General features: G+C 56.3%; 26 protein-coding genes. 13 read left to right on the forward strand and 13 right to left on the reverse strand.

The window, feature by feature from the left end:
* Both QT231_RS02040 and tldD read left to right on the forward strand, forming a co-directional pair.
* Positions 1-3,855 (forward strand): AsmA-like C-terminal region-containing protein, encoded by a 3,855-nt coding sequence (locus QT231_RS02040; RefSeq protein ID WP_308335274.1) that lies wholly within the window; start codon positions 1-3, stop codon positions 3,853-3,855.
* Positions 3,852-5,303 carry a metalloprotease TldD gene (tldD, locus tag QT231_RS02045; RefSeq protein ID WP_308335275.1) on the forward strand — a complete coding sequence of 484 codons (1,452 nt, stop codon included), beginning with the start codon at positions 3,852-3,854 and terminating at the stop codon, positions 5,301-5,303. The genes QT231_RS02040 and tldD overlap by 4 nt, the downstream gene beginning before the upstream one ends.
* Positions 5,304-5,337: 34 nt before the next feature.
* Here tldD and yjgA read toward each other — a convergent pair whose 3' ends face one another.
* On the reverse strand, positions 5,338-5,859 hold the full coding sequence (yjgA, locus tag QT231_RS02050) for a ribosome biogenesis factor YjgA (protein ID WP_308335276.1): 522 nt from the start codon (positions 5,857-5,859) through the stop codon (positions 5,338-5,340).
* A 109-nt stretch (positions 5,860-5,968) separates the two neighbouring features.
* Here yjgA and pmbA point away from each other — a divergent pair, with 109 nt between their 5' ends.
* Complete coding sequence (gene pmbA, locus QT231_RS02055; RefSeq protein WP_308335277.1) at positions 5,969-7,309, forward strand: metalloprotease PmbA; 1,341 nt, start codon at positions 5,969-5,971, stop codon at positions 7,307-7,309.
* Between the two features lie 18 nt (positions 7,310-7,327).
* On the opposite strand, the gene QT231_RS02060 is transcribed toward pmbA, so the two are convergent.
* From QT231_RS02060 to QT231_RS02105, 10 genes are all read right to left on the reverse strand, one after another.
* The gene (locus tag QT231_RS02060; RefSeq protein ID WP_308319851.1) at positions 7,328-7,597 is read right to left on the reverse strand and encodes an HPr family phosphocarrier protein; all 270 of its coding nucleotides are present in this window, start codon (positions 7,595-7,597) and stop codon (positions 7,328-7,330) included.
* Between the two features lie 45 nt (positions 7,598-7,642).
* Entirely contained in the window at positions 7,643-8,575 is a 933-nt protein-coding gene (rapZ, locus tag QT231_RS02065) for an RNase adapter RapZ (protein ID WP_308335278.1), read from the reverse strand.
* A 90-nt stretch (positions 8,576-8,665) separates the two neighbouring features.
* Positions 8,666-9,136 carry a PTS sugar transporter subunit IIA gene (locus QT231_RS02070; RefSeq protein ID WP_035578346.1) on the reverse strand — a complete coding sequence of 157 codons (471 nt, stop codon included), beginning with the start codon at positions 9,134-9,136 and terminating at the stop codon, positions 8,666-8,668.
* A 4-nt stretch (positions 9,137-9,140) separates the two neighbouring features.
* Positions 9,141-9,449: a ribosome hibernation-promoting factor, HPF/YfiA family gene (hpf, locus tag QT231_RS02075; RefSeq protein WP_088698565.1), complete on the reverse strand. Its 309-nt coding sequence runs from the start codon at positions 9,447-9,449 to the stop codon at positions 9,141-9,143.
* Positions 9,450-9,547: 98 nt separating this feature from the next.
* Complete coding sequence (locus tag QT231_RS02080; RefSeq protein WP_308335279.1) at positions 9,548-10,963, reverse strand: RNA polymerase factor sigma-54; 1,416 nt, start codon at positions 10,961-10,963, stop codon at positions 9,548-9,550.
* A 143-nt stretch (positions 10,964-11,106) separates the two neighbouring features.
* Positions 11,107-11,832: an LPS export ABC transporter ATP-binding protein gene (gene lptB / locus QT231_RS02085; RefSeq protein WP_308335472.1), complete on the reverse strand. Its 726-nt coding sequence runs from the start codon at positions 11,830-11,832 to the stop codon at positions 11,107-11,109.
* 53 nt (positions 11,833-11,885) lie between these two features.
* Positions 11,886-12,380, reverse strand: a complete 495-nt coding sequence (gene lptA / locus QT231_RS02090) for a lipopolysaccharide transport periplasmic protein LptA (protein WP_308335280.1) — start codon at positions 12,378-12,380, stop codon at positions 11,886-11,888.
* Positions 12,377-12,961 carry an LPS export ABC transporter periplasmic protein LptC gene (gene lptC / locus QT231_RS02095; protein WP_308335281.1) on the reverse strand — a complete coding sequence of 195 codons (585 nt, stop codon included), beginning with the start codon at positions 12,959-12,961 and terminating at the stop codon, positions 12,377-12,379. Before lptC ends, lptA begins: the two co-directional genes overlap by 4 nt.
* Entirely contained in the window at positions 12,962-13,504 is a 543-nt protein-coding gene (locus tag QT231_RS02100) for an HAD hydrolase family protein (protein WP_308335282.1), read from the reverse strand.
* 55 nt (positions 13,505-13,559) lie between these two features.
* Entirely contained in the window at positions 13,560-14,546 is a 987-nt protein-coding gene (locus QT231_RS02105) for a KpsF/GutQ family sugar-phosphate isomerase (RefSeq protein WP_308335283.1), read from the reverse strand.
* A gap of 270 nt (positions 14,547-14,816) precedes the next feature.
* On the opposite strand from QT231_RS02105, the gene QT231_RS02110 reads away from it, so the two are divergent.
* The 9 genes from QT231_RS02110 (at position 14,817) to hisD (ending at position 21,873) form a co-directional block, all read left to right on the forward strand.
* Entirely contained in the window at positions 14,817-15,638 is an 822-nt protein-coding gene (locus tag QT231_RS02110) for an ATP-binding cassette domain-containing protein (protein ID WP_308335284.1), read from the forward strand.
* 53 nt (positions 15,639-15,691) lie between these two features.
* Positions 15,692-16,492, forward strand: coding sequence for a lipid asymmetry maintenance ABC transporter permease subunit MlaE (mlaE, locus tag QT231_RS02115; protein ID WP_308335285.1), 801 nt, complete (start codon positions 15,692-15,694; stop codon positions 16,490-16,492).
* A gap of 16 nt (positions 16,493-16,508) precedes the next feature.
* Positions 16,509-16,973: an outer membrane lipid asymmetry maintenance protein MlaD gene (mlaD, locus tag QT231_RS02120; RefSeq protein ID WP_088698574.1), complete on the forward strand. Its 465-nt coding sequence runs from the start codon at positions 16,509-16,511 to the stop codon at positions 16,971-16,973.
* Between the two features lie 106 nt (positions 16,974-17,079).
* Positions 17,080-17,721: a phospholipid-binding protein MlaC gene (locus QT231_RS02125; protein ID WP_374694372.1), complete on the forward strand. Its 642-nt coding sequence runs from the start codon at positions 17,080-17,082 to the stop codon at positions 17,719-17,721.
* The gene (locus QT231_RS02130; protein ID WP_308335287.1) at positions 17,718-18,056 is read left to right on the forward strand and encodes an STAS domain-containing protein; all 339 of its coding nucleotides are present in this window, start codon (positions 17,718-17,720) and stop codon (positions 18,054-18,056) included. The genes QT231_RS02125 and QT231_RS02130 overlap by 4 nt, the downstream gene beginning before the upstream one ends.
* A gap of 93 nt (positions 18,057-18,149) precedes the next feature.
* Positions 18,150-18,401 carry a BolA family protein gene (locus tag QT231_RS02135; RefSeq protein WP_007114696.1) on the forward strand — a complete coding sequence of 84 codons (252 nt, stop codon included), beginning with the start codon at positions 18,150-18,152 and terminating at the stop codon, positions 18,399-18,401.
* 10 nt (positions 18,402-18,411) lie between these two features.
* Entirely contained in the window at positions 18,412-19,674 is a 1,263-nt protein-coding gene (gene murA, locus QT231_RS02140; RefSeq protein WP_308335288.1) for a UDP-N-acetylglucosamine 1-carboxyvinyltransferase, read from the forward strand.
* Positions 19,675-19,883: 209 nt separating this feature from the next.
* A complete protein-coding gene (hisG, locus tag QT231_RS02145; RefSeq protein WP_308335289.1) occupies positions 19,884-20,537 on the forward strand; it encodes an ATP phosphoribosyltransferase in 654 nt (217 codons plus the stop codon).
* A gap of 13 nt (positions 20,538-20,550) precedes the next feature.
* Entirely contained in the window at positions 20,551-21,873 is a 1,323-nt protein-coding gene (hisD, locus tag QT231_RS02150) for a histidinol dehydrogenase (RefSeq protein ID WP_308335290.1), read from the forward strand.
* Between the two features lie 94 nt (positions 21,874-21,967).
* Here the strand turns inward: hisD and QT231_RS02155 are convergent, their stop codons facing one another.
* A complete protein-coding gene (locus QT231_RS02155; protein ID WP_308335291.1) occupies positions 21,968-23,233 on the reverse strand; it encodes a Do family serine endopeptidase in 1,266 nt (421 codons plus the stop codon).
* A 128-nt stretch (positions 23,234-23,361) separates the two neighbouring features.
* Here QT231_RS02155 and QT231_RS02160 point away from each other — a divergent pair, with 128 nt between their 5' ends.
* Positions 23,362-24,123, forward strand: coding sequence for a Nif3-like dinuclear metal center hexameric protein (locus QT231_RS02160; RefSeq protein ID WP_308335292.1), 762 nt, complete (start codon positions 23,362-23,364; stop codon positions 24,121-24,123).
* A 55-nt stretch (positions 24,124-24,178) separates the two neighbouring features.
* Here QT231_RS02160 and QT231_RS02165 read toward each other — a convergent pair whose 3' ends face one another.
* A complete protein-coding gene (locus tag QT231_RS02165; RefSeq protein ID WP_308335293.1) occupies positions 24,179-24,637 on the reverse strand; it encodes a ZapG family protein in 459 nt (152 codons plus the stop codon).
* Positions 24,638-24,803: the final 166 nt, after the last annotated feature.

Raw genomic sequence — 24,803 nt, forward strand, 5'->3', positions numbered from 1 at the left:
ATGCAAACGCGTTCGCTGGTACGTTGGAGTTTGCTGATCGCTGCCTGGCTACTGGGCAGTACGGCCGTGCTGCTGTTACTGCTGCGTCTGGCGATTAGCCAATCCGATGCCCTAACCCCCCGTATCGAAGCGCTGCTTGAAGCGCGCATTGGCGTGCCGGTCACTATTGAGCGCCTCTCGCTTTCTCTGGCTCGGAATGACCTGCTATTGCGTCTTGACGGCGTGAACGCGGAAACCCCAGAGGGGCAGGCGCTGTTTTCCCTTGAGCATGCCGGGCTGCGTTTGGATACTTGGGCGTCGCTTGCCAATATGGCACCGATTTTTAGCGATGCCAGGATTAGCGGTACCGAGTTTCATCTCTATCAAGGCACTGGAGCGGCTTGGCAGTGGCCAGAGCCCGCTGAGTTGCCGCTATTGATGGCGCCTGACCCTGAAGTAGATCTGGCGACCATCGATGACTGGGCAGGGCTGATTTTGCGCCAACGACTGTGGGTGGAGGACACGCGCGTGGTGCTGCATGGCCAGCAGGATACCGTGTTGCTGCATGCCCAAACGCTGCTGCTGACCGGCGATGAGCGGCGCACGCGACTGGCAGGCGCGATCAATATTGCCCAATCGTTACAGCAGGCGCGTGAAGAGGATCTGCCCGCAGCGGAAATGAAAGTTGAAATGCAGCCTGGAAAACGTGGCTTTAGCGACTTTTCGGCTGCGCTACAACTGGATATTCAGCTTGATCAGTTAGTCGTTCTGGCGGATATGTTCCGGCCTGATCACGCGGCCTATTTGGAGCAGGCCGGTGGCAGTGCACGGCTGTGGGGGCGCTGGAGTGCCGGACGTCTCGAAGAGGCCCGGGTTGCGGTCGACGTTCCACAATTGACGCTGCGTCATAACGTCCAGTACGCGGTATTAAGGGACATTGAGGCCAATGGCCTGTGGCAACGGGATGGCGACGGGGGAGAAGCGTGGTTAAGCGGCGATGCGGAGAGTGTGGAGTGGGCCCAGCCCCCCGGCGGCAGCGTTGGGCCAGCGTTGCCACGTCACTGGCACGCTACCCACCAACCAGGGCAATGGGAAGTACGCACTAGTGCCTTTGAGCTCGCTTCGCTGACCGCTTGGCGTGACTATGTGCTGCTCCCCGAGTCCGTCACCCGGGTATTGCAAACCCTCGCTCCCCGCGGCCAAGTTGAAGGGTTGCACGTGGGGCAGCAGGATGGCCACTGGGGAGTCGACGCAGCGATAACCGGCGTGGAAGTCTCACCCTGGCAGCAGGCGCCGGGCGGTGGCCCACTGGATGCCTGGGTGCAGGCGCGGGATTTTCGCGGTCGCGTGCTGTTTAGTAGTAATGGCGAAAGTACCCTCTATTTTCCCGAGTTTTTTGCCGCCCCCATGCAATTGCGGCGCGCTGAAGGGGAAGTTGAGTGGGTATACGACGGCCCCAACACCATGGTAAGCGGCAAGCGGTTAAGCGTTGATTGGGACGGTGCACAGATTTCCGGTGGTTTTGGTTTAGTGACGGGTAATCAGCGCGGGCATTTTGGTTTAGACCTTAACTTCAGTGATGTAGATGCCCTTGAACGCCCACTGGCCCAGTGGCTGCCGCTCAGCGTAATGGGCGACGAGCTGCGCGAATGGTTGCTGAATGATATTGGCGGCTACGTCAGCGAAGGCTCGCTGCAATTAAGCCAGCCGCTAGGCGAAGGAGCGACTGCCAAAGACTTTACCGCGACGCTTGCGCTGGCGGTATCGCAAGGGCATTTGCCGATTGCCCCAGGCTGGCCGCGCCTTGACGATGTCGAGGGGCGTCTTAAGTGGGAAAACAGAGTGTTAGAGGCTGAAATCGATAACGCTCAGAGCCATGGCGTCACTGCTTCAGAGGGCGAGCTAGTGATGGAAGATGAGACGCTCAACCTTTCGGGGCAGTTACAGGCAGATGGGCCAGCGCTGGTGTCGTTTTTACAGGCGATGCCCGAGATTGATCTGTCCCAGTTGAGTGATTTGCGGGTATCGGGAGACGTTAACGGCGATATTGCGCTGTCGTTACCGTTACAAAATCCCGAGGCGCTTCAGCTGGAGATCAATGCCCGACCGCGCTTCTCGCAAGTGGTTTATCAACCCCTCGATCTACGTCTTCAATCGGTGGAGGGGGATCTCGCCTGGCTTCAAGATGGGGAGAGTTCGGGGCTCGTCGGCGAGGCGAGTGGTCAGTTGCTTGGTGGGGCTATCAACGCTGATATTGATACTCAAAGCGATGGCATACAACTGCACGGAAGTGTCGCCACCGCGGCGCTTTTCGGACTTGCTGGGTTAGACAGCAGCCAAGGGCGCCTGCCCTTAGAAGGGCCGATAGAGTGGCATGGCCGTGTCACCATAAGCCCAACCCCCTCTTTGCGTCTTGAGAGTCGCTTGCTCGGCGTCACCAGCCACCTGCCCGAACCTTTTACCAAGTCACCACAGCAGCCCTGGCCCTGGACATTGACCGCCGATTTAGATGCCAAACGACTGGAATCAAAGCTGGCTGATATCGCCGCAGCACGAATTCAGCAGCGTAACGGTGAGTTTGCCGGAGAGCTGAATTTAGGCAGCCAGGCGATGCGTCTACCCGGCTGGCCCACCCAACCAGGGTTCAACCTCAACGCTGCCGTGCCACGGCTTGACCCACTAGCATGGCAGCAGGCAATAGCACCGCTAATGGCTGGAGGAGCGCCGGGTGCGTCTAGCGCAGGCACTCAAACGCCCCTAATGGTTTCGTTGACCACGCCCTGCGTGGTGTACCAAAAGGAGTGTTTAGGCAGTCTTAATGCCTCGGGAGGCATGAGCGCGGGGCTGATCGATTTGGGCCTAAGCGGCAATCTGGTCACTGGGCATTTACAGTACGATGCTGATTCCCCCCAGCCTTTGGATATGACCATTGAAGCGCTGGCGCTTGATCGCTTGCTGGCGTTAGCCAATGTCGAGCATGACAGTGATGCACCGGTGCCAGACTCATGGATGGAGTCGGTCGAAACTCAGCGTAAGGATCCTGTAGCCATTCCTGATTGGCTAGCCGATGTGCCCAATGGTCGATTGCGCCTAGCCGAAATTGCCATGGGGCCGCGCCGCTTTGGCCCCTTGACCGCCTACTGGAAAACCGACGGCGAGCGCTTTTCGCTGACCCCTGTTGGCTTAACCCTGGGGCAGCTCTCGGCGCGTGGCGAGCTGCACTGGGAGGGGGATGCCGTTTCTAGTCATACCCGGGCAGACATTACGATTCAGGGGGGGGATATTGGCACCGCCCTTGAGCGCCTTGACCAGCCGGTGGCCATGCGCAGCCGGAGTACCGATGTGGCCGCTTCGCTAGATTGGCCGGGAGCGCCTTGGCAGTTGGAGCTAAGCCGCTCAGATGGCTATATCAGTACCGACATTCGCGACGGCCGTTTTGTCACTCTGGAGTCGGCGCCTGCGCGATTAATCGGCTTGCTCAATTTCGATAATATTTTACGTCGTCTGCGCCTGGATTTTTCCGACGTAACCGGCCGGGGCACGGCATTTGACCGTGTCAAGGGCACCGCCGATGTTACCGGTGGGCTGCTGACGCTACGCGGGCCATTGCAAATTGATGCGCCGGCCACCACCCTAACGCTTACCGGCAGCGTCGATCTGGTGACCCGTGAACTCGATCAGCGGCTTGGCGTCACACTACCAGTGACGCAAAGTTTACCGATCGCGGCAATTGCCGTCGGCGCGCCCATAGTGGGTGGCGCACTGTTCCTTGCTGACCAGCTGTTTGGCGACGCCCTAGACCGTGCCACGACACTCCATTATCGCGTGCGAGGCCCTTGGACTTCGCCGCAGGTTACTTTAGAAGGCCCCCAATGACCGCATATAAAAGTGATGTAGATACGGCTACCGCCATTCTGTTGACCCCAGGAGGTCTCGATTTAGATGCCTTGGAAACGGGGCTGGGCTACGCCATGGGCGCGGGCATTGACTACGCAGACCTCTATTTTCAGCGTACTTGGCAAGAAAGCTGGGTACTGGAAGATGGAGAGGTGAAAGAGGCCAGCTACAATATTGACGGTGGTGTCGGCGTGCGCTCACTGGCAGGCGAAAAAACCGGCTTTGCCTACTCCAACCAGATTACCGCCGATGCACTAATGGATACTGGCCGCACGGCGGCAGGTATTGTGCGCAGTGGTCAACGCCTGCCGGGGCAGTTGGTTCAGCCCGTTTCCGCTCTGTCGCGCTACGCAGGCATTGATCCCTTGGCCGGGCTAAGCGCCGAAGATAAAGTCGCCATGTTAAAACAGGCTGACAAAGTCGCGCGTGCTGCGAACCCTAGCATCATTCAAGTGAGTGCTTCCCTATCGGGCACCTACGAAGTGGTGCTGGTGCGGGCCAGCGACGGCACTCTGGCGGCGGATATTCGCCCCCTGGTACGTTTTAATGTCAGCGTTATTGCAGTTAAGAATGGACGCCGTGAGCGCGGTAGTGCGGGCGGTGGTGGCCGTTACTCCATGGCTAAGCTGCGCGATGATCAAGTCGCGGAGCAGTACGCCAAAGAAGCGGTACGTCAGGCGTTGGTCAACCTGGAAGCTATCGATGCGCCTGCGGGGCAAATGCCGGTGGTGCTGGCGTCGGGGTGGCCGGGGATTCTGCTCCATGAGGCCGTCGGCCACGGTCTGGAAGGGGATTTTAACCGCAAAGGCAGCTCCGCCTTTGCTGGCAAAATGGGCCAGCGTGTTGCCGCTAAAGGCGTGACCATTGTCGACGATGCGACGATAGCGGATTGCCGTGGCTCTATGAGCGTGGATGACGAGGGCACCCCAGGGCAATATACGCCGCTTATCGAAGACGGCATTTTGACCGGTTATATGCAGGACAAACTCAATGCCCGCCTAATGGGTATGGCGCCTACCGGCAACGCGCGGCGCGAATCCTTCGCCCATTTACCCATGCCGCGTATGACGAATACCGTTATGCTCGCCGGCCAAGAAGAGCCCAGCGATATCATCAAAAGCGTTAAGCGCGGTATTTATGCGGTGAGCTTTGGGGGCGGTCAGGTGGATATTACCTCGGGTAAATTTGTCTTCTCCGCCAGCGAAGCCTACCTGATTGAGGACGGTAAGGTGACAGCGCCGGTGAAAGGGGCCACCTTGATTGGTAACGGGCCGGAAGCGATGCAGCGTGTCTCCATGATTGGCCACGATATGGCGCTGGATACCGGCATCGGCGTGTGTGGTAAAGAGGGGCAGGGAGTGCCCGTGGGTGTCGGCCAGCCCACCCTGAAATTGGATGAGCTGACCGTCGGTGGGACACAGTCTTGAAGAACGGTCTTAAAGAGGCTGTTTTTAAAAGTTTTTAAAGGGCTAGGGTTTCGCGCAGGTGTTTGAATAGCTTGCGCGAGCTGGTGGGCGGTTTGCCCTGCTCGCGTTCCCGCTGGGCGTTGCGAATCAGTTGACGCAGGGTCTGGCGGTCGGCATCGGGGTGCTCTGCCATAAACAGGTCGACAGCAGGATCGCCCTCGTCAATTAAGCGCTCCCGCCATTTTTCCAGGCGGTGAAACGCATGGTCGCGCTGCTCCTGCTCCTGGTCGATGGAATCGAACACGGCTTGAATGGCGGTGAGATCCTCTTTACGGATTAGCTTGCCGACATACTGCATATGGCGGCGGCGACCTTCGTGAGAGCGAATGCGCGAGGTTTCTTCGATAGCGCGCAGCATATCGTCAGAGAGGGGGAAGCGGGCGCGTTCCGCCGGACGCATGGCGATTAAGGTTTCCCCAAGTGCCTGTAAGGCATGCATTTCGCGTTTGAGTTGCGACTTGCTAGGGCGTTCTTCCTGCTCTTCTAGTTCAACAGGATCGGGACGTTGCTTACGCATAGTGTGACTCACAGACAAGATTCGTGGCGGCATTATACCAGCTGCGAGTACAACATTGATTCGCCGAAGAGATTCTCTTGAAAGACATTCGGTTGAAAAAGGAGGCCATATGGCACAGGCATTTGATGCATCCGCGCAGCAGTCGCTATTGACCGCACGCGCTGAAGAGGCGCTAGCGCTGGCCAAGCGCTTGGGCGCGGATGCTGCCGAGGTGGGCGCAAGTGTAGACCAAGGCATCGGCGTCAGCGTACGCCTGGGCGAAGTTGAAACGGTTGAGTTATCTCGTGATCAGGGCATTGCCGTCACACTTTACGTAGGACAGCGTAAAGGCAGCGCTTCGTCCACCGACGCCAGCAGCGCCTCGATTCAGGCAGCCGTAGAGAAAGCGCTGGCAATTGCCCGCTATACCGGCGAAGACCCGGCCGCAGGGCTCGCCGATGCATCACTGATGGCCACTGAACTGCCCGATCTAAAAGTGCACTACCCCTGGGCGCTGACAACGGATGAGGCGATTGAGCTGGCGCTTGCCTGCGAGCAGGCGGGACGTGACGTTGAGGGCATCTCCCAGTCGGATGGCGCGTCACTCTCCAGCGGCGAAGGGGTACGCGTTTACGCCAATAGCCACGGCTTTTTAGGTACTCAAAAAGGCAGCAGCCATTCGCTTTCGTGCATGCTGATTGCTCAAGACGCGGCGGGTATGCAGCGCGACTACGACTACACCTCTGCCCGCGACCCCAAGGCGCTGCGTGATCCCGCCGAGGTGGGCCGTGAGGCCGCCGTCCGCACGCTGCGCAGGCTCGGCGCTAAACGCCCGCCCACGGGCACCTTTCCGGTGCTGTTCGACCCAACCTTGGCCAGTGGCTTAATCGGCCACCTGCTCGGCGGTTTAGCCGGTGGCGCACTCTACCGTCAGGCCTCGTTTTTGTGCGACCGGCTCGGCACGCCGTTGTTTCCCGACTGGTTTAGTCTCGAAGAGCGGCCAATGGAGATTGGCGCTACGGCCAGCTCGCCGTTTGATGGCGAGGGGGTGCAAACCCGCAATAATCGCTTTATCGATCAGGGCAGTATTGCCAGCTATATGCTCTCTTCTTACAGCGCTCGTCGTCTCGATATGCAAACCACGGGCAATGCCGGTGGGGCACGTAACGTACGTTTAGTGGCGCCACTACAATCCCCCGATAGCCTGCTGCAGGAGATGGGCCGGGGTATTTGGGTGACTGAACTGATGGGGCAGGGCGTTAACAGCGTGACCGGCGACTACTCCCGCGGTGCCGCGGGTTTTTGGGTCGAAAACGGTAAAGTACAGTACCCAGTCGAAGAGTTCACCATTGCCGGCAACCTGGAACGGATGTTTGCTGGCCTAGTCGGTATTGGCGATGACACTGATACCCGTGGCAGTGTTCACACGGGTAGCTGGTTGATTGATGCCATGACGGTAGCCGGTGATTAAGTCGGAATAGCCAAGCGGCTACTGATCTTCCTCGAAGCGGGCGTCGAACAGGGCTTGAATAGCTTCAAGCGCCTGCTCGGCGTCATCACCTTCGGCGGTGATCGTGAGCTCGGTGCCGCAAGGGGCCGCGAGCATCAGCAGCGACATAATGTTGGCAGCGTCGGCCATCTGTTGCTGTTTGTAAACACGTATTTTAGCCGAGAACTGTTGGCCGCATTTGACCAGTTTTGTCGCCGCGCGAGCGTGTAACCCGCGTTGATTGGTGAGTGTGAGTATTCGTTCTGGCACCCTGGTTCCTTCTCGCCGAGTGGTGTCATTAATGGATAGACGTGTTTAAGAGGTCTCTGGCCGCTGGTTAGTTGGAGTAGAACTGACGAGGGCGGCGGCTGACTGTTTGCTCAAGGTGTAGTGTAACCCCAGCTCGCGGTGGCGAAGTTGGACTTCGCCCATGCAGGGCGCCAATTTTTCCGCTAACTTCTCGACCATATAGACCGAACGGTGCTGGCCTCCAGTGCAGCCAATCGCGATGGTCATGTAACTACGCTGGCTATTCTGGTAAGCGGGTAGCCAACGCTCCAGCCAGCCCAGAATGTCATCGCTCATGGCGTCAACGATTGGGTAGCTGCTTAGAAAAGCCACAATGTCCGCGTCGCGGCCTGTGAACTGGCGCAGCGTTGGATCCCAATAAGGGTTCGGCAGGCAGCGTACATCGAAAACCAAATCAGCGTCTAATGGCACGCCGCGTTTGTAACCAAACGACTCGAGCGTCAGCGTTAGCTTATCGCTCCGCTGATGCGCGACCTGGTCGGTAATGCGACGGCGTAAATCGTGTACCGATAGCCGGGATGTATCGATCAACAGGTCGGCGAGGTCGCGAATTTCCTCCAGCGTTTCCTCTTCTTTATTGATCGCCTCTTCGAGGGTCATGTCGCTATCCCGGGTCAGCGGATGGCGTCGCCGAGTAGCGGAATAGCGCTCAAGCAGTATGCGTGCATCGGTGGTCAGGTAAATCACTTGGAAGTCGATCTTGCGCTGGCGCAGCTCACCTAACAAAGAGGGGAGGCGCTCCAGCGCGCCCGGCAAATTACGGGCATCAATGCTGACCGCCAAATGAGCGCGGTCTCCCTGGTCGCGTAATTCGTCCACCAATGAACCCAGCAGCATGGCGGGGAGATTGTCAATCGCATAGTAACCAAGATCTTCCAGCGCCTGTAGGGCGATAGATTTACCTGACCCGGAGCGGCCGCTAATGATCACCAGTTGCATAGAGTCTCTCTTTGCCTTGGTCAAGCTGCGTTGAGGTGGTGAGCGAAACAGGAACCTGCCCTGAAAAGCTTAAACAGGTTTTAAGGCCGGTTAGGCCGCTGATTGCTCACGAATTTTGGCGGTGATGAGCTCAAGCAGTTCGCGCTGACTGGCTGCTTTACGCAGTTGCTGGCGTGTATCCGCATCATTCATGATGGTCGCGACTTGGCCGAGCAATGAAAGGTGCGTGTCATCCGCTTCTTCGGGTACCAGCAGTACAAACACCAGGTCTACCGGGTCGCCGTCGATAGCGTCAAAATCAATCGCCTCTGACAGTTTTAAAAAACCAGCGATAGGGGCGGTGCAGTGGGGGCTACGCGCATGGGGAATAGCCACACCGTTACCAATACCCGTACTGCCTAAGCGTTCTCGGCCGATTAAACGGCTAAACACTTCTTGGCTGTCCAGGCTGGGAATATTTTGGGCGATAAAGGTGCTGTAAAACTCCAGCACCCTTTTTTTGCTGCCCCCGGGTACGTCAAACAGAACGCGTTCCGGGGGGAGTATGGTTTCCAACGTCATTGAATTAACGCACACCTGCGCCTTGGGCGCGAGCTTGTGCTTTTTCCTTGTGTTTAACGAGTTGACGGTCGATTTTGTCCGCTAGGGCGTCGATAGCGGCGTACATATCACTGTCCATGGCTTCTGCATGTAAATCCGCACCTGCGGCGTGTAGCGTACAGGCGGCCTGCTGGCGCTCTTTCTCCACTGATAAGGTGACTTGCACCGTGGTTATATTGTCGTAGTGGCGCTCTACACGCTCAAGTTTTTCGTTGACATAGTCACGCAAGGCGTCAGTCAGTTCTACGTGATGACCAGTGATATTAACTTGCATTGACGTACTCCTTATCCATCGGACTGTACTTCGATTGTAACCCTTTTTGCCGCGTTGCAAAGCCCTTGTCGAGAGTTTCCCTTAAACGGCAGCAGGGCCTAGCGTAAACGGCGCCTTTCGCTGGAGGAGGGGATGCCCATGGCTTCCCGATATTTAGCCACCGTGCGACGCGCCACCTGCACGCCCCCCTCGCCTAATAGCGTGACTAAGCGGCTGTCAGAAAGCGGTTTGCCAGGGGGCTCCTCTTGAATCAGTTTTTTGAGCCGCGCGCGGATGGCCGTACTGGAGTGGCTGTCGCCATCCTGGCTACTCACCTGACTGGAGAAAAAGTACTTGAGCTCAAATACGCCGCGTGGGGTATGAATATATTTCTGCGTCGTTACCCGTGAGATAGTCGATTCGTGCATCTCAACGGCTTCAGCGATATCGGCGAGTATCAGCGGCTTCATGGCTTCTTCGCCGTGCTCTAAAAAGCCAATCTGGCGGGTGATGATTTCTCGACCCACCCGCAACAAGGTGTCGTTACGGCTAGAGAGACTCTTAATTAGCCAGCGCGCTTCCTGAAGGTGCTCTTTGAGAAATTGGTTGTCATCGCTTTTGTCCGCACGCTTAATCAAGCTGGCGTAGTCGGGCTGAATGCGCAGTCGTGGCAAGGCCTCCGGGTTGAGCTCTAAATGCCAGCCTTCGTTATCGTGGCGGACGATTAGGTCGGGAGTCACATAGCTATCGTCGGTGTCGCCGTAGGCGCTACCTGGGCGCGGATCAAGGCTGCGAATGAGAAGGATAACATCGGCCAGCTGTTCGTCATCAAGCCCGAGGCGGCGCTTAAGCAGGCGCATATCATCCTTGCCAAGCGCTTCGAGAAACTGCCGCACCAGGCGGCGGGCGGGAACCAGCAGTGGTGTATCGTCGGGAAGGGCGGCGAGCTGCAGCATCAGGCATTCACGCAAATCGCGGGCAAAGATACCGGTCGGTTCAAACTGTTGTAGCTTGAGCAGCGTGGTTTCCACTTCGCGCTGACTAAGCCCGTCAATACCCTGGGCTCGCAGGCCTTCACGGATATCATTAAGCGGCTGGGTCAGGTAGCCGTTAGCATCTAGCGCGTCGATTAAGCTTTCCGCGACAAGCTGTTCACGGGTGCTAAAATCGGTCATGGCAAGTTGCCACAGCAGGTGTCCGTGTAGGCTCTGCCCGGCCGCCTGACGCTCGAAATCGGGGCCTTCGCTGCTGCTAGCCCCCTGGCTACCCATATCTTGATAGGTATCTGACCAGTCGCTATCTACCGAGAGCTCAGTAGGGATGCTCTCTGACCACTCTTCTTCCTTAGGCTCGCTGACAGCCTGCTCACTAAATTCATCTTCCTGCTCCAGCATGGGATTGGCATCTAGGGCCTGCTGAATTTCTTGACGAAGGTCCAGCGTCGAGAGTTGCAACAGCGCAATCGCTTGTTGCAACTGGGGCGTCATGGTCAGCTGTGTGCCGATACGCAGTTGGAGAGAAGCTTTCATGACCATCTGAGAACCACTCGTTAATCAGAATGCTCCACACTAGTGCGAGTGAGTGCCGGGTGCAAGTGCAATAAGCATGCCATTGGTAGTAAAGTTGTTGTAAGGCGCTATTTAGTGGGTGAAAAATAAGTTTAGGAGTGAAAATAATCTTAGAGGCGAAAATCTGCGCCCAAATAAACATCCCTTACTTTTTGGTTAGTAAGAATGGAGGCTGGTGAGCCGCTGGCGATGATTTGCCCATCACCGACGATATAGGCGATATCGCAAATATCCAGGGTTTCACGCACGTTATGGTCGGTGATCAGTACACCGATATGGCGCTGCTTCAGCGCACGAATGATGGTTTTAATCTCGCCTACCGAAATGGGGTCGACGCCCGCAAAGGGTTCATCAAGTAAAATAAAAGCGGGCTCTGTTGCTAATGAACGAGCAATTTCCACGCGCCTGCGCTCGCCGCCTGAAAGGCTCATGCCGAGATTGTCGCGAATGTGAGTGATATGAAAGTCTTCGAGTAGCGCTTCCAAGCGCTGTTCCCGGTCGTTGCGATTGAGCTCTTTGCGGGTTTCGAGTATTGCCATAATATTATCGGCAACCGAAAGTTTGCGGAAAATAGACGCCTCTTGAGGAAGGTAGCCGATGCCCGCAGCGGCACGCTCGTGCATGGGAGCGCGGGTTAAGTCCACATCGTCGATGCCCACTTTGCCCGCATCGGATTTTACCAGCCCGACAATCATATAGAACGAGGTGGTTTTGCCTGCACCATTCGGGCCAAGTAGGCCCACAACGCTGCCTTGGCAGATTTCCAAGTTGATGTCTTTGACCACCCGGCGGCGTTTGTAGCTTTTGGCCAGGTGGTGGGCATAAAGGGTCTTGATCGGCGTAAGAGTTTGGTTCGGCGTAGTGTCAACAGTTGCCACAGCTTGGCTCCCTATTGTTCAGGCTGAAGGGTCATACGTATGCGCTGGGGCTCGCTGCCTTCAACGTCAGAGCGTGCTTGAATCACTTCACGGTCAATAAAATATTCAAGTCGCCCGCCGCTGAACTTGTCCTCTTGCTGGGTCAGTTCGGCTTGGTCAATCAACTCTACGCGGCGCTCAGCGACATGATAAATAACCCTTCGCGCCCAGCCCTCGGTAGGGCCATCCTGCCCTTGTGCTTGATGACGCAGGTAGGCGCGCTCACCGGTGGCGGTTGCCGTCGACAGTTCGCCAGCCTCGTTGCGTTTTATCTCTACCCGATCACCTCGCAACTGCATCTCGCCCTGGCGAATCTCCACATCCCCGGTATAAACGGCGGTGCCCGCCCGCTGGTCGAGATCTAAACGGTCGGCTTCCACTTCCACAGGGGCCTGTTGTGCGGTTTGGGCCAGTGCCGATAGGGGCATTGCAAGGGCAAAAAGGGCGGTGTAAACAAGTGCTTTCATGGCGACTCCTCTCTAGGTTGCTTGGCCGGGGGGTGTATGCCGCGTACATTATCCGTTAGGCGAACCCGGCTATCGTTAAGCCATACGTCCATACGTGAAGCGCTCATTTGCTGGGGCGGTTGCTGCAGCATGACCGGGGTTTCACTCCAGGCATGCTGAGTTACCCCATCATAATGCAATAGCTCGGTATCTAGCTGCCAACCTTCATCCGGTGCTATCAAGCGCGCCGAGCCTGACAGCAGTAGCGTCTGGGTAGCGGAGTTGAGCTGGCCTACATCGGCGCTGGCTAGCCACTGACGATCCTCACTGTCGTAAAGCAGTGCTTCGGGCTCTTCTGTCCAGGTTTCGCTTTGCTGAGGCGTGTGGATAAGACGCGGTGTTTTAAGCGACTGCAAGACGTTGCCATTCTCACCGAATAGAGTGATTTCAGCATTTTCTAATACGTGGCCTGGCTCTTGAGCCTGCGCTTCAGGATCGATGCTGGTGTCTTGAGGTCCGCGGGGGTCAAGCCATACCAGTAGAGCCCCCAGCATGATGACCAGCCCGGCTAACCAGACACGCACTTTAAAGCGTTTAACCATTTACTTGCGGCCGTGGAGATAGGTGTCGAGCACCGCGCCCCAGTGCCCTTGAGATTCCAGCAGGGTATCGCAGATTTCGCGCACTGCGCCGTGACCACCCAGGCGCTCGGTGATCCAGTCGGCGTGGGTATGCATATAATCCGGTGCGTTAGGTACGGTAATGCCGACGCCGCAACGCTTAATAGCCGCTAGATCGGGTAGGTCGTCGCCGCAATAGGCCACCTGTTCCAGCTCGATATCGAGGCGCTGGCAGAGCCCACGCAGGGTGGTCAGCTTATCTTCACAGCCCTGGTGGACATGGTCGATGCCCAGAGCCGCGGCGCGCTGGCTAACCATGGGGGAGTCGCGGCCGGTAATCAGTGCAACATGTACGCCCACGCGTTTGAGCAGTTTTAGCCCATGACCATCCTGGGTATGGAATGCCTTGATTTCGATTCCATCGGCCTGAAAATAGAGGCGACCATCGGTGAGTACACCGTCAACATCCAGCGCCAAAAGGCGTACACGGCGGAGACGATCAAGTAGCGCAGTAGGTAGGGACATAGAGCCTCCATATCAATCAATTCGTAAAGCCAGGCGGAGTTAAAACGCCGGTAGGTTAAATAACACCGCTGGCGAGCAGGTCGTGCATATGTAGAGCCCCAATAGGGCGCTGTTGTTCATCGACCACCGCGAGCGCGGTAATCCGGCTCTCTTCCATAATGCGTACCGCTTCGGCCGCCAGAATGTCGGGGCCGATGCGTTTACCCGGCCGGGTCATGACATCATCCACGAGGACGTCGCGCAGGTTATGAAATTGATCCAGCGTGCGGCGCAGATCACCATCGGTGTAGACCCCAGCGAGGCGTCCATCGCTATCTACTACGCAGGTAAAACCAAGCCCTTGCCGGGTAATCTCCAATAACGCATCGCGTAGTGGGCTGCCCAATGCGACCTGGGGCAGTCGCTCGCCATCATGCATCAGGTCTCTAACGCGCAGCAGTAGGCGCTTGCCTAAGCTACCGCCAGGATGGGAAAGGGCAAAATCTTCAGCGGTAAAGCCGCGTGCTTCCAGCAATGCAACCGCCAGGGCATCACCCAGGGCGAGAGCAGCGGTGGTGGAACTGGTGGGAGCAAGGTCGAGCGGGCACGCCTCGCGCTCCACGCCGCTATTGAGATGCGCGTCCGCGTGCTTGGCAAGCGTGGAGTGGGGCCGCCCGGTCATGCTGACCAGTGGTGTGCCCAAGCGTTTAAGCAACGGCAGTAGCGCAGTGACTTCGGCGGTTTCACCTGAATTCGACAGTGCCAGCACTACATCTGCGCGGGTGATCATGCCCAGGTCGCCGTGGCTGGCTTCACCGGGGTGAACGAAAAAGGCCGGTGTGCCCGTGCTGGCAAGGGTTGCTGCCAATTTGCCTGCAATATGCCCCGACTTGCCCATACCCGTTACCACCACGCGGCCTTGGCAGGCAAGGATCAGCTCGCAGGCGCGGTCAAAGCTTTCGTCCAGTTTAGCCTGGAGGCCCCCAATCGCTGCCTGCTCAATTTGCAGCGTACGCAGTGCGCTTTCGCGTAGTAGGCTGGATGAAGCAGGAGGCTGGCGCATAGCGTTTTCTCTTAACAATTGAAAATGAACAAAGTAGTAACCGCCAAGAATAACATCTCGATACCCCGAATAGGCAGTAATTGAGGTCGTTACTCAATGCGATTGCTGTTGACGAGCTATATAAGGAGAGCCCATTCGCACCTTAATGTCTTGTGGCGTTATAGTACGATGTTCGATAATGTTTTAGAAACACTGTTTTCTAACTGCGGTAGCAGCAAGTAGGTTATGCTATTTGGTTCTGGCCGTGCCTTGTTAAGAGTCAACTGATCCATGACAGATGCCCCCTTTATAGAAATTGAAGAGCTTTATTTTTCACGTGGCGATCACGAAATTTTCCGTGGTGTGAATATGACCATACCGCGGGGTAAAGTGACCGCGATCATGGGGCCGAGCGGTACCGGTAAAACCACGCTGCTAAAGCTGATCGGGGGACAGTTGACCCCGGAGAGTGGGCGAATACTGATTGACGGTCAGGATGTTCATAAGCTGTCGAGGAAGGCGCTATTCACGCTACGCAAGCGGATGGGCATGCTGTTTCAGAGTGGTGCGCTGTTTTCCGATTTGGATGTATTCGAGAACGTTGCCTTTCCGCTGCGGGTGCATACGGATTTGCCCAATACCATGGTGCGCGACCTGGTGTTGCTCAAGCTGCAGTCAGTCGGCTTGCGCGGTGCGCGACACTTGACACCTGCTGAGCTGTCCGGGGGGATGGCACGCCGGGTGGCATTGGCCCGTGCAGTAGCGCTGGATCCGGAGCTGATTCTGTACGACGAGCCGTTCGTAGGCCAGGACCCCATCTCCATGGGCGTGTTGGTGCAGCTGATTAAGCGCCTTAACCAGGCGCTGCAGCTCACCTCTGTGGTGGTTTCACATGATATAAAAGAGACCTTGAGCATTGCCGACTATCTCTACCTGATTGCCGATGGTCAGGTGGTGGCTCATGGCACCCCGCAGACCTTGGATACCAATCAAGACCCACGGGTTAGCCAGTTTATTCATGGTGAGCCCGATGGCCCGGTGCCATTTCACTACCCCGCCGAGGCGTTTTATCGCGACATTCTGGGTGACTCCCCGAAAGCACAGATAGGTTAGGTGGCAGAGTCAGCATCGATGCACACATGCAGAGTAAATAAAGGGCAGGGTTAATGCAGTCGAAATTCTCTAACAGCACCGCGCGTATCACCCGGCTGGGGCGCCGGGGGTGCGACTTAATGGAAGCATTGGGTCGAGCTGGCGTGTTTCTATTTCAGTCGGCGGTGGGTGTGCCTTCCCGAGAAGGTTGGCGATTATGGTTGCACCAGATGCACTTTGTTGGTGTGCTTTCGTTAGCTATTGTGCTGGTGTCTGGGTTATTTATCGGCATGGTGCTGGCGCTGCAGGGCTACACCATTCTGGTTGATTTCGGGGCTGAGCAGGCGCTGGGTCAAATGGTGGCGCTTTCGCTATTGCGTGAGCTGGCGCCAGTGGTAGCGGCGCTGCTATTTGCTGGGCGGGCGGGCTCTGCGCTTACCGCTGAAATAGGTTTGATGAAAGCCACAGAACAGCTCACCAGCATGGAGATGATCGGCGTTGATCCGCTGCGTCGCGTGGTGGCCCCGCGCCTATGGGCAGGCTTTGTGTCGCTGCCTATTCTTACTGTGGGGTTTAGCGTGGTGGGTATCTGGGGGGGCTACCTGGTGGGGGTTGAGTGGCTAGGCGTTTTTGAGGGTTCCTACTGGAGCAACATGCAGGCCAGCGTGACCTTTGTTGATGATATTGGTAACGGCATGATCAAAAGCGCTGTATTTGCTCTGGTGGTGACCTGGATTGCAGTGTTCCAGGGGTATGATTTGGTGCCGACTTCTGAAGGTATCTCGCGTGCTACGACGCGTACGGTAGTCTATTCGTCCCTGGCAGTTTTGGGGCTTGATTTTGTATTGACCGCCATCATGTTTGGCGGCCTTTAATGGCTGGAGCAGTTTCATGAAACGCAGTAAAACCATGGAGTTCGGTGTTGGCCTGTTTATGGTGGCAGGCATCCTGGGGCTGGTGTTCCTCGGCTTACGTGTTAGTGGACTGACGTTCTCTGCGCCCTCGCAATCGTTTCAGCTAGAGGCCAACTTTGCCAATATTGGCAGCTTAAAGCCCCGCGCCAGGGTCACTATGGCTGGCGTGACGGTGGGACGAGTGGAAGCAATCGAGCTTGATACCGAGTGGTTCGATGCGCGGGTCGTGCTAAGTCTGGACAGTGAGCTTGAAGGTCAGCTTTCCAAAGACTCTATCGCCTCTATCCTGACGGCAGGTCTGTTGGGTGAGCAGTACATTGGCCTTAGTGTGGGCGGCGACCCGGAGATGTTGGAAGATGGTGACACCATTCGCGACACCCAGTCGGCGCTGGTGTTGGAAGAACTTATCCAGCAATTTGTGTCCAATATGGCGAGTAACTGATGTTGCAAATAGCGACTGTTTCAAATGACAGGCACGGATCCAGTTTAATAATGGGCCCAGTGTAATAACGGGTAGGGAGAGAATGGTGATGAATGGAGCGAACTTGATGTTGGGTCGGTGGTTATTGATGGTAGTGATGATGGCAGCGTTAATGGTGCCGCTGCAGTCGCAGGCGCAGTCTCAGACGCCAGAAGCGATGGTTCGCGATAACGTTGAGTCACTGATGGCGGACATTGAAGGCCGCAAAGATTACTACGCCAATAACCTTGACGAGCTTGAAGCGTTGGTAGATAGCAACCTTGATCAAGTGGCGGATTTTCGCTACATCGGTGCCAGCGTGATGGGTAACTACTTCCGCAACGCTTCCCCGGAACAGCGCCGTCGTTTTGTGGACGTGTTTCGCCAAACGTTGATTGATACCTATACTCGTGGACTGGTGACGTTTGATTATGATGAGCTGCGGGTGTTGGACACTCAGCAGGCTCAGCGCTACGACGATCAGGCTAGCGTCGCCATGGAAGTGGTAGCCAACAACGGCCAAGTGTATCCCGTTAGCTATAGCCTAAGGCTGTCTGATGGAGAGTGGCGGGTAGTGAATGTCATCGTTAATGGTATCAACTTGGGTCTGACTTTCCGCAATCAGTTTGACCAGGCCATGCGCGATAACAACCGCGACTATGATGCGGTCATTGACGGCTGGTCGCCTGAAGTGGGCGTTGAGGAGCTTGAGCAGGGAGGCGATGCGTGACAGTGCTGTTTTCTCGCCCCGGCGTCACGGTTAGTGTAGAAAATGCCACCCTGCTTGTAGCCGGCGATGTGGAAGTAACCTTGGCGGCCGAGTTGGCCGCCAGTGGCGTTAAATGGCTCAAGCATACTGAGCTAACATCAATCAGCTTTGATTTTAGCCGCGTAGGAAAAGCCAGCAGTGTTGCTATTAGCGTCCTGTTTGAATGGTTGCGCATTTGTCAGCAGCGCGGTATTCAGGTTCAAGCCATTCTTTTGTCAGCGCCGCTTCACCGACTTGCCTCCCTGGCCGAACTGGATGCTTTGATTGAGCAGCCAGCGACTACTCTGGCCGTTTAACGCTGCGGCATCGCCAAGCGCACTGCTTTTCTTTATTATGTCGACCCAATTACGTTCATTAAACACGATGACCCCAAAGGAGTTCTCTGCGCCATGCAACCCAATGAGGTAAAAGCACTGCTTGAATCCCGTATCGACGGATGCCAGTTCCATATCCAGGGTGAAGGCTGTAACTTTCAGGTGATTGCGGTTGGCGATGCCTTTGAAGGTCTCTCTCCGGTCAAACGCCAGCAGCTAGTTTACGCTGCGCTGAGCGATGAGATCGCCTCGGGTGCGCTCCACGCTATTAGCATCAAAACGTTTACTCCGGCGCAGTGGCAAACTGCACCGGAAAACGTTCAATAACGGTCGCCCCATGGATAAATTAATCATTACCGGCAACGGATCGGTAGACGGTGAAGTGTGGGTGAGCGGTGCCAAAAATGCGGCGCTGCCTATTCTGTGTGCCAGTCTGTTGGCCGATGGCCCCGTGGTGATTGGTAATTTGCCGCACCTTCAGGATATTACCACTACCCTAGAACTGCTCGGCCGCATGGGCGTTGAGCCGGTGATGGGCGAAAAGCTGAGTATTCAGTTGGATGGTTCACAGGTCACCCAGTGCCATGCGCCTTATGAACTGGTTAAGAAAATGCGTGCCTCCATCCTGGTGCTGGGCCCTCTGCTTGCCCACTTCGGTAAAGCCGATGTGTCGCTACCTGGCGGCTGTGCCATTGGCTCGCGCCCGGTGGATCTACACATTCGTGGTTTGGAGGCCATGGGGGCGGAGATTCGTGTTGAGGCTGGCTATATCCGCGCGCGGGTCGATGGCCGGCTAAAAGGGGCGACTATCTACTTTGATACCGTCACAGTGACCGGTACTGAAAACCTGCTGATGGCGGCCACCTTGGCCGACGGCAAAACCATTCTGGAAAACGCTGCCCGCGAGCCTGAAATTGTCGACTTGGCCGAGTGCTTGATCAAAATGGGCGCTAACATCAGCGGTCATGGAACCGACACCATTATCATCGAAGGTGTCGAGAGGCTGCACGGCTGCGAACACGATGTTATGCCCGACCGTATCGAGACCGGCACTTTTCTCGTCGCCGCCGCCATGACCGGTGGGCGGGTAAAGGTCAAGCGTACCCGTGCCGATATCCTGGATGCGGTCATCGCCAAGCTGGAAGAAGCGGGTGCCGAAGTCACCAGTGGCGACGACTGGATTGCCCTGGATATGCACGGCAAGCGCCCTAAGGCGGTCAATATCCGCACCGCGCCCTATCCGGCGTTTCCTACCGATATGCAGGCGCAGTTCGTGGCCATGAATGCAGTGGCGGTGGGGCACTCTCGGGTGGTCGAGACCATTTTCGAAAACCGCTTTATGCACGTTCAAGAGCTAAACCGCATGGGCGCCAACATCGTGCTGGAAGGTAATACCGCCTTGATCGAAGGGGTCGAGAAGCTTTCCGGGGCGCCGGTAATGGCAACCGACCTGCGCGCATCTGCTTCGCTGGTGATTGCGGCTATGATGGCCGAGGGTGAAACCCTGGTGGATCGCATCTATCACATTGACCGTGGCTACGAGTGTATCGAAGAGAAATTGCAGCTGCTGGGTGCGCGTATTCGCCGTATTCCTGGCTAAGCCATGCTAGGATCCTGTCCGACTTAGCACTGATCTACTGCGAATCCCGGTATTTTGGCCAACTTTATTCGATCGATTTCGTTAAATAGCGCGCTATTCGCCTCAATCGATCGATAAATTTGACTCAAAATCCGTGCTTCTCGCGACGATCGGCCAAGCCGGACAGGCTCCTAGTAATCCCTGCATGCGAATAACGACGGGCCGACACGATGAGTAAGCAACTGATTTTAGCCCTCTCGAAGGGCCGTATTCTAGAAGAGACGCTGCCGCTACTAGCTGATGCGGGCATCACGCCTGCAGAGGATTTAAGCAAAAGCCGTAAGCTACTATTTGATACCAATTTGCCCGACGTAAAGCTAGTGATTATCCGTGCCACCGACGTGCCCACCTACGTTCAGTTGGGGGCAGCCGATGTCGGCATCGCAGGCAAAGATGTGCTGCTCGAGCACGGTGCCGAAGGGCTTTATGAACCGCTGGATTTGGAGATTGCCCGCTGTAAGTTAATGACCGCGGGTGTAACCGGCCAGTTGCCGGCTCGTGCCCGGCGTCGGGTGGCCACAAAATTTGTCAATGTGGCACGACGCTACTACGCAGAGCAAGGAATCCAGGCCGAGGTGATCAAGCTCTACGGCGCCATGGAGCTGGCGCCGTTAATGAATTTGGCTGATGAGATTGTCGATATCGTTGATACTGGCAATACCCTGCGGGCAAATGGTATGGAGCCGCGTGAGCTTATTGCTCATATCAGCACCCGGCTGGTGGTGAACAAGGCCGCGATGACCATGAAGCATGAGCGCATTAAGCCGCTACTCGACCGCTTGGACAGTGCGGTCAAAAAGCGTCAGACCCAGCTTGCCGAATGATGTGAGGTGAACCATGAGTGAACGCAAACAGACGACTGCTACGATTTCACGCCTATCGACAAGTGATGCGGCCTTTCACCACCGGCTTGATGAGCTGTTAGATTGGGAAGGGGTGTCTGATAAAGCAGTGCAAGCGCGGGTAGAAGAGATTCTTACCAGCGTAAAGCAGCGGGGCGATGCGGCGGTCGTGGAAGCCACTAACCGCTTTGACCGGCTGTCTGTTGCTTCAATGGACGAACTAACGTTAACGCCCGAACAGTTGAAGAGAGCCTTTGATAATTTGCCCGCTGAGCAGCGTGAGGCGCTATCCAATGCTGCCGAGCGGATTAAGCGCTACCACGAGCGTCAAAAGCCCAGTTCCTGGCAATATGAAGAGGCAGATGGCACGGTGCTGGGGCAGAAAGTCTCCCCGCTGGATCGCGCTGGTATTTATGTGCCGGGCGGGAAAGCTGCTTACCCCTCTTCGGTGCTAATGAATGCGATTCCTGCCCATGTGGCTGGAGTGCGCGAAATCGTTATGGTCGTGCCTACTCCGGACGGCGTGCTAAATGAGCTGGTGCTAGCTGCGGCTCATTTGGCCGGTGTCGACTATGTGTTCACGATTGGCGGTGCTCAGGCGGTCGCAGCGCTTGCTTACGGCACTGAAAGTGTTCCCCGGGTCGATAAAATCGTTGGCCCTGGCAATATTTATGTGGCCACGGCTAAGCGTGCGGTATTTGGTCAAGTGGGCATTGATATGATTGCCGGTCCCTCGGAAATTATGGTGGTGTCCGATGGGTTGACCGACCCTGATTGGCTGGCGATGGATCTATTTTCTCAAGCCGAGCACGACGAAGATGCCCAGGCAATCCTGGTTAGCTGGGATGCTGAACACCTGGATGCCATCGAAGCGTCGATTGAGCGACTGCTGCCGACCTTGGAGCGCGAAGCGATAGTGCGTGAGTCGCTGCGTAAGCGAGGAGCGCTGGTGCTCTGTCAGGACGCCCAGGAAGCCATTACGCTGATTAACCGCATTGCCCCTGAGCACCTGGAGCTTTCGGTCGCCGCTCCCGATACTTGGTTAGACGATATTCGCCATGCCGGGGCCATCTTTATGGGGCGTTATACCGCCGAAGCACTGGGTGATTACTGTGCTGGGCCGAACCATGTGTTGCCTACCTCTGGCACGGCGCGCTTCTCTTCACCGTTGGGCGTTTACGATTTCCAGAAGCGCTCTTCGATTATTCACTGCTCCGCAGACGGCGCTTCAGAGCTGGGTAAAATCGCCTCGGTATTGGCACGGGGGGAGTCACTCACTGCCCACGCCCGTTCGGCGGAGTACCGGATCCGTGATTGATAGCTCTATGTTTGATAACTAAAGCATCTAACAAAACGCCTAAAGCAGCATGTTGGCAAGGAGCTGTTATGTAAGGTCTTTATATGTGAGGTTCTTATGAGTCGCGTTGGCCGGGCGTCTCTTCATTAATCGGGGTGGTGGGTAGCGGGCGTTCTCCCACTTCCAGCGTCATTTCCATACGCTCTCCGCTGCGTACGATGGTGAGCGGTAGTGAGGTGCCGGGCGGAATAGAGGCAATTTCGCTCATCGTCGACCGGGCATCCAAAATAGGCTGGCCATCGACGGCAAGGAGCACATCGCCGGGTTCCAATCCTGCTTTAGCGGCGGGCCCGCCGCTGACGACGCCGGCGACGATCACCCCTTGAGGTGTTTGCAGTCCAAAGGAGGCAGCCAGTTCACGCGAAAGCGCCTGCGCTTCAATGCCCAGCCAGCCACGTATCACTCGTCCTTGAGTGACCAGTTCATCCAGAATGCTGTGAGCAAGGTTGGCGGGAATGGCAAAGCCAATGCCCTGGGAGCCGCCGGAGCGCGAGAAAATCGCCGTATTGATTCCTACCATGGCGCCTTCGGGGTTGACCAGCGCGCCGCCTGAGTTGCCCGGATTGATGGCTGCATCAGTTTGAATAAAGTCTTCGTAGGCGTTTAGCCCTAAATGATTTCGCCCGGTGGCACTAATGATGCCCATGGTGACTGTCTGGCCGACCCCAAAAGGGTTGCCAATGGCTAGCGCTACGTCGCCTACCGCTACGTCGGCTGAGTCTGTCAGTTCAATAACCGGCAGGTCGTCCAGGCTAATTCTCAGCACGGCCAAATCACTTTCAGGGTCTGTGCCGATCACCTCTGCAATGGTTTCGCGTCCGTCACGCAGGGCGACCTGGATTTCATCGGCGCCGTTAATGACGTGGTGATTGGTCAGTACATAGCCATCCTCGCTGACGATAACGCCAGAGCCTAGACTAGAGAGCATGCGCTGGTGAGTAGTAGCATCATCGCCCTGATTATCAAAAAATTGCTGAAAAAATGGATCGGACATCAGCGGGTGCTGGTCGCGCTCAACAATGCGCGAAGAGTAAATGTTAACTACCGCGGGGGCTGCTTGCTCCACCGCACTTGCATAACTCACGGGGCCTTCGTTTCGGGATAGCGGTGCTGCCTGATGAATTTCCGGTGCAGGCCTGTTGGGGCTGGGCTCCACCACTGCGGGGGGCGTAGATGTGACCGGGGCAGGGGCTTGAGGGGCTTGTGGCGTTGAGTCACGAAACGGGTTCGGTAACTGCTCGGGGAGCGCAAATAGGATCACTATAGCGAGCAGTACGCCAGTGATAACAGGCCATAAATAAGGCAGCACGTAGCGTCGCATGCAATCAATTCCTTAACGGGTCAGTCTCACTGTTCGCGATAAAAAGCAGCGAGTTTTACAATGGTTTTATGGTAACACTTTCTTAGCAAGTACCTCACGGGTGCAGTTCAATCAATAAAGGACTTAATATGATTCATCGTGACCAATTAGTGGCCGCCTGTGACCATCAGTTACGTGCGACAGAATTTAAAGATTTTACCATTAACGGTTTGCAGGTAGCGGGCAGCGAGCAGGTTCAGCGCATCATGACGGGGGTGACGGCTTGTCAGGCGCTACTGGATGAAGCCGTTGCCTGGCAGGCGGATATGGTGCTGGTGCATCACGGCTACTTTTGGAAAAACGAACCCGTGGCGATTACCGGCATGAAGCAGAAGCGGATTAAAACCCTGCTTGATCATGATATTAGCCTGCTAGCCTATCATCTTCCCCTGGATGCTCATGCAGAGATGGGCAATAACGCGGAACTGGCCAAGCGTCTTGGGTGGAAAGTGGAGGGGTGTATTGATGGCGAACTGGGGGAAGGGTTGTTGTGGTCAGGGCGTTTGCCGCAGCCGCATTCGATCAATGAACTGGGGGCACAAATAGCGCAAACCTTGCAGCGTGAACCTTTGGTGATTGAAGCGCCGCAGGTGGGTGACATTGAGCGCATTGCCTGGTGCACCGGTGGTGCGCAGGACATGATCACCTCCGCCTTTGACGCTGGCGCGCAGGTCTTCGTTTCAGGTGAAATATCCGAAAGAACTACGCACTTGGCGCGAGAAATGGGGATCCACTATATCGCCGCCGGGCACCATGCCACCGAGCGCTATGGGGTACAGGCGCTGGGCGAGTGGCTAAGTGATGAGTACGGCGTTGAACACCGCTTTGTGGATATTGATAATCCTGCTTAACATATTGGGCCGCCCCGAACCGCCGATGACGGGTGCCGGGGCTGATCAATCATTGTTAGTAGCGCGGTGGCTGGGGTGTCGCTGCCTCATTGCCTTTCAAGCCAAAGTCTTCTGACAGCGTACCGCTCTTGCCATCCGCGTAGTCGCGGGGCATAGCAGGAGTGCTGGTGTCCGCCTCTGTCTGCTGCTCTCGCGTAGAATCGATACCCAACAGATCAAGGCTAGGCTGAATGGCAGCATCGCGAATATCCCACTCCGCGGCGTCCTCTTTGAGCTGAAGCTCTAGCTGGTTAGCTTCATCGCGAATATTGCTTAGGCGTTGATAAATACCCGTTAAATGACTGCCTACGCTGCTCTTCATCTCGGCAATCTGGTGTTCGCGTTCGAGTAGCTTTTGACGCATGGAAGAGGCTTCGCGTTGGCTTTTGCTGAGCAGCCTATAAGCGACCGCTCCAACGATCAGGCCGACAATAAAACCGATTATGGCAAACGTTAATGGTGAGCTCGCGTCCACAGTGTTCTCCCTGGCGCCTTTAATATAACAGTTAGGCTGCATTAGCTAGCAGCTTAAGAATCGAACAGGCTGCTATTATAGGCGTCACTCAGCCGGTTGGGTCAATCCGCTCATGCGCTTAGATGTCTCTACAGGTATAATCACACCCTTACTTAAGGTTGCCAGT

Origin of the sequence: Halomonas sp. SpR1, assembly GCF_031010175.1 — a bacterium.
Classification (GTDB): domain Bacteria; phylum Pseudomonadota; class Gammaproteobacteria; order Pseudomonadales; family Halomonadaceae; genus Vreelandella.